Here is a 9,117-nt window from a genome sequence, read left to right on the forward strand (position 1 = left end):
AGTGGCTCTTATTTTTGGAAAGGAAATGACCAAAGAAGCGCTTTTGAAAAGGGTAGGTCACATTTCCCAAATCGGAGGGGTGAGGGTTGCCGAACTTCAGGATGGTCTTGAGCGGGGTGTCCGGATTGTAGATGTGGTTACTGGAAGTGGCCTTCAATACACCGTTCTTGTTGACAGGGGTCTGGATATTGCCTGGACCAGTTATAAAGGGGTGAGTATAGGATGGCGTTCTCATACTGAAAACCTCTCTCCTTTCTTCTTTGAACCGGAGGGATTGGGGTGGTTGCGAGGTTTTCATGGAGGACTTATGAATACCTGTGGATTGACGTACGCTGGTGCTCCCTGCCAGGATGTTTCAACGCATCCCTTTATGTCAGAGGAAAATCTTGGACTCCACGGGAGGGTTTCCTATCTTCCGGCGTCAAATCTGGTGGCGGATGGGTACTGGCAGGGCGATGACTACGTTATGGAGGTAAGCGGGAAAATCCGTGAAGCCATTGTTTTCGGTGATAAGCTGGTTATGCGAAGAAGAATTTCCAGCCGCTTAGGAGAAAAAGTCATCCATATTGAGGACGAAATTCTCAATGACGGATGGCAGGAAAGCCCCTTTATGATTCTCTACCATATCAACATTGGCTATCCTATCCTTGACGAAGGAAGCACACTCCTCTTACCAGTTGTGAAGACTGTGCCTCGAGATGCACAGGCTGAGGATGGGAAAGAATATTGGAATACTTTCCAGGGGCCACAGAAAGGGTATTACGAAAAAGTGTATCTCCATTATCCCAAGATTCTGGAAGATGGGTATGGGGCTTCGTTACTACTCAACGAGCAAATGGGATTAGGTGTCTATGTAAAGTTTGACATCCAGGCTCTTCCTTATTTCACCGAATGGAAAATGATCGGTGAAGGGGAATATGTGGTGGGCATGGAGCCCGGAAATTGTTTCCCCTTGGGGAGAAAAATAGAACGGGAAGCAGACCGTTTGAGTTTTCTGAAGCCTCAGGAGAGCAGAAAAATCAAACTTGAAATTGGTGTTGTTGAGGGAGACCAGGAAATTTCGCGATTTAAGAAATATCTGGGAATGGACTAAAATTTCTCAGGAAAGTTTCCTCGATAGAGGATGGAATAGAAAAAGTAATTGGTTATGATGCGTCGCAAGTAGTTCTGCGTCTCGCGGAAGGGTATGAATTCGACGAAGGCGTCGAGGTCGTCCAAAGGTAGTTCTTTTTTCCATTGATCTACTCTTCCTGGACCGGCATTGTAGGCGCAGATAGCCAGATAGAGGTTCTCTTGGAAACGATCGAAAAGATAATTGAAGTATGCTACTCCAAGGGAAAGATTGATTTCCGGACGGCTCAAAAAATAGGTGAGGGCATTGGGGTTCTCCTTGGAGGGGATGTCTTCTTCAAGTGTAACCCATCCTTTTTCAATGATCCATAAAGCTGTGGAGGGTAAAAGTTGAGCGAGTCCCACTGCTCCAGCTTGCGAAATGGCGTCAACCTGGAAGAAACTTTCGGCTCGCACCAGTGACAGAAAAAGATAGGGGTCAAATTTTTGATTAGGGGAGAGTTCTTCGGTGAGGTCGAGGAATCGTTGAGGATAAATCCTTACTTCTATTGGTTTGAAAAATTCCGGATGGTTTTCTCGTAGTCGATTTCGGAGGTATAGAGCGTAGAGGATGCTTCTCCGGTAGTCACCTTTACGTTCATAAAAGGAGCTGAGTTCGAGATAAAGGTCCAGTGGAGCGTGATGATTTCTATGGAGAGAGAGGAGCTCTATTTCTGCGTTTTCCCATAAACGGACATTTTGCAAAAACCAGTATTTGCGCCAGTGTAGAGACGAAAAAAGTGTGTTGTCTCCATTCAGTTCTGGCAGGTTTTCTGAGAGAGGGATACTGGGTGAATGGTGATCCAGCTTCTTCAACTCCTGCCAGGCTCGTACATAGTAATAGTCGATGTCACCACCCTTCAGGATTTCCTCAAGATACCCTTTCTCTCCGGAGGAGTTTCCCAATTTGTATAACCAGAAGAGTGCCCGGTTTTTTTCTTCGTTATTTACTGTGATTAGTTTCTTCATGAGTTCTTGAGCTTGGGCACGTTGGTTTCGTCGGTAAAGAAAACGAAAGAGTTCCCACCACGGAGATGTCTCTTGCGGAAAGAGGACAATAACTTGGTTCAAAGTTTCAAGATACTCTTTTTCTTTCCCCCAGGCTCGGTAACAGGAAGCGATATTTTGGTAGACCTGGAAGGTCAATCTCCCCTGAGGAAAGAGTTGTAAAGCCTTTTTGTAGCTCTGAATCGCCTGAGGGTAGTGGGCTTTTCTCTGTTCCAGAACACCCCAATAGAATAAAACTTCCTCTTCGCTCTGTTTTTTAGCCTTTTTTAAGATATTTTCCAGCTTTTCGAGATTTTCAAAGTGGAGGGCGATTTTGGCCTGAAGAGTAAAAAACCTTTTCCAAAGAGGTAATGGCAGGGTATTTTCTTCAATCTGACCGGTAAGGCTTTCTGCATGGTCATAAAAGCCCATAGTAGAAAGGAATTCGAGCGTTACAATCTGAACCTCAGGAGACATTTCTCTTAAGTCGATTTGAGTTACGATGGACTGAAGTATGGATTTGACTTCAGCGATACGTCGGGGAAAATCACGGTGAATTTTTTGCAGTATCCAAAGTGTTTCCTGGAAATATTCCAGCTTCGCCAAGGCTTGAGAGAGAAGCAGTAAAGCCTCTTGTTTCTCTTCTAAAGAAGCGGAAACCATAAGAACTCTGACCAACAACGGTATCGCTTCTTGGGAAAGATCTTCATTTAAGAAGCCTTTAGCGGTGAGAAGATAAGCCTGAGGAAAGAGAACGGAATCGGGAAATTCTTTTTCCATTTTTTCGAGCCAGAGGGACATCTTGGTGACTTTTCCTTTTTGGGCAAGATAATCAAGGTACAGGTAGTAAATGTGGTCCATAATGAAAGGAGGATTCTTAGAGAGAGAGATGATTTCGCTCTCAGCTTCTTGGCCTTTTTTGAGTTTTAAAAGCGCAATGACCCGAAGACTGGCGATATTTTCATCTTGAATCCATTTTCCCCACTGGGTGAGCTTGACCACCTGTTCGTACTGACCCTGACTGAAGAGTTCGATGATTCTCTCGTTGAGTTTTGAGGAAACCTCTTCAAAAAATGAAAACCCAAAGAATAGAAAAAGACTCAGAATGAGAATCAGAATCTTCTTTATCTTCATTTGTATAGAATGATACCATATTGAAAAAGAATCTGGAAAGAGGTGGGAAAGTGAGGAATCAAGAGATTGCAAAGATACTCCGGAATATCGCCCTCCTCCTAGAGATGAAAGGAGAAAGTCGTTTCAGAGTCGTTGCATACGAGGAAGCCGCTCGACGTGTAGAAACCTGGCCAGAACCGGTAGAGGAAGTGTGGGCAAAGGGAAAATTAAAGGAGATACCGGGAGTTGGCGAGAGTATTGCCACCAAAATTAGTGAGTATCTGTCAACTGGAAAAATGAACTATCTTGAAGAATTGACCAAAGAGATCCCCATAGAAGTTGTGGAATTAACTGAGATTCCGGGGGTAGGACCAAAAATTGCCAAACTCCTTTACGATGAATTGGGTATTCGAACCGTGGAAGATCTGGAAAGGGCAATTATCGAAAAGAAATTACGTTACTTGCCACGCTTGGGTGAAAAAAGTGAAGAGAAAATTGCTAAAGGTATGGAAATATTCAAAAAAAGGAGCGAAAGAATGCTTCTGGGGCAGGCCTTGCCTATCGTCAGGGAAGTAGTGAGAGTTATTAAAGAAAAGACGGGAATTAACCGAGTAAGTCCTGCAGGGAGTGTGCGTCGGATGAAAGAAACCATCGGTGATATCGATATTCTGGTTGCCTCTTCCTTCCCGGCTCAGGTTATGGATGTTTTTGTTACGCTTCCCCAGGTGAAAGAAGTACTGGCCCGAGGTGATACCAAGACGAGCATTGTTACCCAGGAGGGAATCCAGGTCGACTTAAGGGTGGTGGAAGAAAAGAGTTTTGGAGCCGCTTTACAGTATTTTACGGGGTCAAAAGCTCATAATATCAAGCTGCGGGAGATAGCGTTAAAGAAAGGATTCAAAGTCAATGAGTACGGAATATTCCGTATCGATACGGGAGAAAAAGTGGGAGGGGAGAGGGAAGAAGAAATCTATGAAGTTCTGGGGATGGAGTGGATTCCTCCGGAGTTGCGTGAAGACCAGGGCGAGATTGAGAAAGCTCTGGAGAAAAAGTTACCGGTCTTGGTGGAGATGCGCGATATCCGGGGAGACCTTCACGTCCACTCCTCCTGGAGCGATGGGATGGTTTCCGTTGAGGAAATGGCCGAGGCTGCACTTCAAAAGGGCTATGAATACCTTGCCATCTGCGATCATACTCAGTCTCTCGCTGTGGCTTCCGGTCTTAATCCTGAGGAAATTAAGGAAAGACGAAAAGAAATCGTCCGCTGGAATAGCAAAGCAGAAAGCTTGTACCTCCTCAATGGAGTTGAAGCTAACATTTTGAGCGATGGCACAATTGATTTTCCTGATGCCGAATTGGCAACCCTGGAACTGGTCGTAGCGGGTTTACATTCTGGACTAAATCAGAAAGAGGAAAAAATTTTGCGGCGTTTAGAACTGGCTATGAAGAATAAATACGTTCAGATTATCAGCCATCCTACCGGAAGGCTCATTAATAAAAGGAGTGCGTACGAAGTACACTGCAATGCACTCTTTACCATTGCTCGGGCAACGGGTACGTTTCTTGAAATTAACGCTCAACCAGAACGCTTAGATTTGAAAGATGTAGATGCCAGAAAAGCAAAAGAGGAATATGGCATTCTCCTCTCTATCGCTACTGACGCCCACGATCCGAACTCTTTAGACTACATTGAGTATGGAATAGCGCAGGCTCGGAGAGCGTGGCTCACCAAAGAAGATATCATCAATACGAGAACTCTGGAGGAACTTTTGGAGCTCCTCCAGAGAAAAAGGGCGTTCAGGGAAGAAGCGTAAGTGGAGGGTGCAATTTATGCTGATTCCTTTTATGCATGGTCTGGATTCGGGAGAGATATGGTTCTTCGGCACTTCCTCGAGTGATGAAGCGGTCAATTTGTTCATAAGGAATGCCCATTTCCCCCTCATCGGTTTGTCCTGGCCAGAGGCCAGCTGATGGAGCTTTGGTGATGATTCGTTCCGGGATCCCAAGGAACTTTGCCAGGGACCGTACTTCATTTTTAGTAAGATGAGCAAGGGGGGCAATGTCCACTGCACCATCTCCATATTTAGTAAAATACCCTACAGTGATTTCGCTCCGATTTGAGGAACCGCATACTAAGTAGTTCAGTTTATTGGCAAAATAGTAGAGGATACACATGCGCAGGCGTGGCTTTAAATTGACCACTGGGAGATCGCGGTTTTCTTTTGTCTCATCCAGCACTTCTAAAATCGTATCAAAAGGCTTTTCAAGAGGCACAACTCGATGGGGAATGGAGAACCGATTGGTTACTTCCAGAGCGTCTTCTAAATCCTGAGGAGTGCTATAGCAGGGCATAAGGATACCGAGGGTTTCTTGACCAAAGGTTTTCTGAGCCAAAACGGCTACCACCGAAGAATCGATGCCCCCGCTCATACCGAACACAAGCCCTTTTGCTCCCGCTTCTTTTGTTTGTTCGCGCATCCAGGAAGCAATTCGCTCAGTTTCTTTTTCCCAGTTTTCCATATCGTCCTCCTCAATTGACTTTTTTCAGTAAACTAATGTATTATGGTGAGCAAACAAAGTCAAGTAAGGGGCGTAGAAACATGGGTAAAACGATGGCCGAGAAAATTTTTGAAAAAAAGGTGGGAAAAGAGACCAGAGCCGGGGATTTGGTGATTGCCCCAATTGATTTGGTTATGGGGCAGGATGGAACGACACCTTTAGCCATTCAATCGTTCGAAGAAATGAATGCTCAGAAAGTTTTTGATCCGGAAAAGATTTTTTTCGTCATCGACCACAACGCTCCCAGCCCCATGGAGTCGGTGTCTCGCCTTCACGACCGTATGAGGGCATTCGCGCAAAAATTTGGTATCCGGGTTTTCGAAGTAGGAGAAGGAGTTTGTCATGAATTGATGGTTGCCCGAGGGTTGGTATTACCAGGAGACCTGGTAGTGGGAGCAGATTCTCATACCTGCACCTATGGGGCATTAGGAGCTTTTTCCACCGGTGTGGGGAGCACAGAACTTGCAGTTGCTATGGCTTCGGGCAAACTTTGGTTCAAGGTGCCAGAAACGCTCCGCATTAACCTCTGGGGAAAACTTCCAGAGGGAGTTTTTTCCAAAGATGTGATCCTCTACATTGCTTCACAGCTTGGGGCCGATGGAGCAACGTATCGAGCAATAGAGTTCCATGGACCAGTTATTGAAAGTCTGGAAGTGGAGGAACGTTTGACTATTTCGAACATGGCTGTTGAGGTGGGAGCAAAGGCGGGGCTGATGATTCCCGATGAAAAAGTTTTTATCTGGCTCAAGAGGAGGACTAAACGGTCCTTTGAGCCGGTACTTCCGGATGTTGACGCTTCGTATGTGGAGACCATCGATATCGATTGTTCATCATTGACTCCCCAGGTAGCCTTGCCGCACAGGGTTGATACAGTAAAATCCATTACCGAACTCCAAGAAATACCGGTTCGGCAAGCATTTATCGGAACCTGTACCAATGGAAGAGCAAAAGATCTGGAAGTAGCAGCTCGAATTTTGGCGGGACAAAGAGTACATCAGGACGTGCGACTCATTGTTGCGCCGGCTTCGCGAGAGGTATTTTTACAGGCACTTACCATGGGATGGGTGGAAGAAATTGTGAAAGCAGGAGGAATCTTTGTGACCCCAGGGTGTGGTCCCTGCGTGGGAACGCATCAGGGTGTTCCCGGGGATGGATGGAACGTGATCTCGACGGCCAACCGAAACTTTAAAGGTCGTATGGGTAATGCTGAAGCATTTATCTACCTTGCTTCTCCGGCCACTGTGGCCGCTTCAGCCATTGAGGGGAAAATAGCTGACCCCAGAAAGTATTTGAGGTGAAAACCATGGAACTTCGAGGCATTGCGCACAAGTTTGCTGATGATATCAACACCGACTATATCATATCGGGCAAGTATAAATTTAAGACTCTGGACATGAATGAACTTGCTAAACACGTTATGGAAGACATTGATCCGGAGTTTTATCAAAAAGTTAAGCCGGGAGATTTTATTGTTGCTGGAAAGAACTTTGGTTGTGGTTCCTCTCGAGAACAGGCTCCCCGAGCTCTTCTGGCTGCCGGGATACGCGGAATTCTGGCCCAGTCTTTTGCCCGCATCTTCTTTCGTAATGCCATTAATTGTGGCCTCCTGGTCTTAGAATGTGATACAAAGGATATTCAGGATAATGATGAGCTTACAGTTAATCTTTTGACTGGCACCATTCGTGATATCACTCAGGGAACAGTCATTAAAGCAAGACCGCTTCCCCAGGTGATGATTGATATCCTCAGTGAAGGGGGTTTAGTGAACTACTTTAAAAAGTACGGTACTTTTCGGGGGGTTTAAGAGGGCCGATGTGGGATTACCTGGCAGAAGAAGATCCGGAAGTGTATCGTTGGATTATGTACGAACTAGAGCGAGAAAGGAACACCTTGGAGCTCATTGCTTCGGAAAATTTCGCTAGTCCGGCCGTGATGCAAGCTCAGGGTTCCATCCTCACCAATAAATATGCTGAGGGATATCCGGAGCGAAGATACTATGGAGGGTGTGAATTTGTTGATCGGGTTGAGGAAATTGCCATAGAAAGAGCGAAAGGAATTTATGGTGCTGAACATGTGAACGTTCAACCTCATTCTGGTTCCCAGGCCAATATGGCGGTTTACTTTTCGGTTTTACAACCGAACGACGTTGTTATGGGGATGGACCTTGCTCATGGAGGGCATCTAACCCATGGAAGCAGGGTCAATTTTTCTGGTATTCTGTATCAATTTGTCCCCTATGGTGTTGACGAAGAAACCGAAACCATTGATTATGAAGCTTTAGAAAGGAAAGCGAAAAGCTATCGTCCTCGACTCATTGTTGCTGGGGCCAGTGCATACCCCCGTTTTATCGATTTCGAACGGATTCGAGCTATTTGTGACCAGGTTGGAGCACTTTTCATGGTTGATATGGCTCACATTGCGGGTCTGGTAGCGGCTAAAGTTCATCCTTCTCCTGTCCCGTATGCTCATTTTGTGACCACCACGACTCACAAAACCCTGCGAGGACCACGAGGGGGAATGATTTTCTGTAAGCAGGAATTTGCTCGAGCGATTGATAAAGCTATCTTTCCCGGTACGCAGGGTGGGCCACTTATGCATGTTATCGCCGCAAAAGCTGTGGCACTCAAGGAGGCGGCTTCTTCGGAATTTCTGGTATATCAGAAAAAAGTTGTTCAAAATGCCAAAGCGCTGGCTAAGGAATTGCAAAACCGTGGTTATCGTTTAGTTTCTGGAGGAACCGATACCCACTTGATGCTGATTGATTTGCGCAATAAAGGCTTAAATGGAAGGGAAGCGGAAGCCATTCTGGACAATGTGGGGATAACGGTGAATAAAAACGCCATTCCATTTGACCCAGAGAAGCCCACAGTAACAAGTGGTATCAGGATTGGGACCCCTGCTTGCACAACCAGGGGTATGGGTGAGAAAGAAATGAGAATCATTGCTTCGCTTATTGATGAAACTCTTAAGGACAGAAATGACTCCGAAGAGATAGAGAGAATCAAAAAAGAAGTGAAAAGGTTGTGTACGCAATTCCCTCTTTATCCCAATATCGGAATAAAACCGTGAAAAATGGTTTTAATGTGTAATAATAAAACAGTAAATGGGGGTTACCCAAATGCGAGACAAAGTTGAAAAAGCTCTGGAGAAGGTCAGGGGTTATCTACGGTTTGAAGGTGGCGATGTCGAACTTGTGGATATCGTCGACGGGGTGGTGAAAGTTCGATTGAAAGGAATGTGTGGCGCCTGCCCTATGTCGATGATTACCCTGAAAGATGGAATTGAAAGGGTAGTGAAAGAGGAAGTTCCCGAAGTAAAATCAGTCGAGCAGGTCTTTTCACCCTAAAA

The 9,117-nt window shown here is 45.6% G+C and carries 8 protein-coding genes; 6 read left to right on the top strand and 2 right to left on the bottom strand.

Features of this window, described 5'->3' with window-relative positions; genetic code table 11:
• The first annotated feature begins 1 nt into the window (after position 1).
• Positions 2 to 1,093: an aldose 1-epimerase family protein gene (locus ABDK92_07230; protein MEN3186413.1), complete on the top strand. Its 1,092-nt coding sequence runs from the start codon at positions 2 to 4 to the stop codon at positions 1,091 to 1,093.
• On the opposite strand, the gene ABDK92_07235 is transcribed toward ABDK92_07230, so the two are convergent.
• Positions 1,090 to 3,231, bottom strand: coding sequence for a lytic transglycosylase domain-containing protein (locus ABDK92_07235; protein ID MEN3186414.1), 2,142 nt, complete (start codon positions 3,229 to 3,231; stop codon positions 1,090 to 1,092). The genes ABDK92_07230 and ABDK92_07235 overlap by 4 nt on opposite strands.
• Positions 3,232 to 3,281: 50 nt before the next feature.
• On the opposite strand from ABDK92_07235, the gene polX reads away from it, so the two are divergent.
• Entirely contained in the window at positions 3,282 to 5,024 is a 1,743-nt protein-coding gene (gene polX, locus ABDK92_07240) for a DNA polymerase/3'-5' exonuclease PolX (protein MEN3186415.1), read from the top strand.
• Here the strand turns inward: polX and nadE are convergent.
• Complete coding sequence (gene nadE, locus ABDK92_07245) at positions 5,008 to 5,730, bottom strand: NAD(+) synthase (protein MEN3186416.1); 723 nt, start codon at positions 5,728 to 5,730, stop codon at positions 5,008 to 5,010. The genes polX and nadE overlap by 17 nt on opposite strands.
• Positions 5,731 to 5,810: 80 nt before the next feature.
• Between nadE and ABDK92_07250 the strand changes: the two genes are divergently transcribed.
• Genes ABDK92_07250 through ABDK92_07265 form a run of 4 tightly spaced genes read left to right on the top strand, consistent with a single transcriptional unit; the run spans position 5,811 to position 9,115 of the window.
• A complete protein-coding gene (locus ABDK92_07250) occupies positions 5,811 to 7,067 on the top strand; it encodes a 3-isopropylmalate dehydratase large subunit (protein ID MEN3186417.1) in 1,257 nt (418 codons plus the stop codon).
• Between the two features lie 5 nt (positions 7,068 to 7,072).
• Positions 7,073 to 7,573, top strand: coding sequence for a 3-isopropylmalate dehydratase small subunit (locus ABDK92_07255; protein ID MEN3186418.1), 501 nt, complete (start codon positions 7,073 to 7,075; stop codon positions 7,571 to 7,573).
• Between the two features lie 8 nt (positions 7,574 to 7,581).
• The gene (gene glyA, locus ABDK92_07260) at positions 7,582 to 8,838 is read left to right on the top strand and encodes a serine hydroxymethyltransferase (GenBank protein MEN3186419.1); all 1,257 of its coding nucleotides are present in this window, start codon (positions 7,582 to 7,584) and stop codon (positions 8,836 to 8,838) included.
• Between the two features lie 49 nt (positions 8,839 to 8,887).
• Entirely contained in the window at positions 8,888 to 9,115 is a 228-nt protein-coding gene (locus ABDK92_07265) for a NifU family protein (protein MEN3186420.1), read from the top strand.
• The last annotated feature ends 2 nt before the right edge of the window (positions 9,116 to 9,117 follow it).

The organism is Atribacterota bacterium (assembly GCA_039638595.1).
GTDB classification, from domain to species: Bacteria; Atribacterota; Atribacteria; order Atribacterales; family Caldatribacteriaceae; genus Profundicultor; species Profundicultor thermophilus.

Coding starts and splice junctions, on each gene's coding strand:
- ABDK92_07265 (MEN3186420.1), top strand. CDS start 8,888: ATGCGAGACAAAGTTGAAAAAGCTCTGGAGAAGGTCAGGGGTTATCTA.
- nadE (MEN3186416.1), bottom strand. CDS start 5,730: ATGGAAAACTGGGAAAAAGAAACTGAGCGAATTGCTTCCTGGATGCGC.
- ABDK92_07250 (MEN3186417.1), top strand. CDS start 5,811: ATGGGTAAAACGATGGCCGAGAAAATTTTTGAAAAAAAGGTGGGAAAA.
- ABDK92_07235 (MEN3186414.1), bottom strand. CDS start 3,231: ATGAAGATAAAGAAGATTCTGATTCTCATTCTGAGTCTTTTTCTATTC.
- glyA (MEN3186419.1), top strand. CDS start 7,582: ATGTGGGATTACCTGGCAGAAGAAGATCCGGAAGTGTATCGTTGGATT.
- ABDK92_07255 (MEN3186418.1), top strand. CDS start 7,073: ATGGAACTTCGAGGCATTGCGCACAAGTTTGCTGATGATATCAACACC.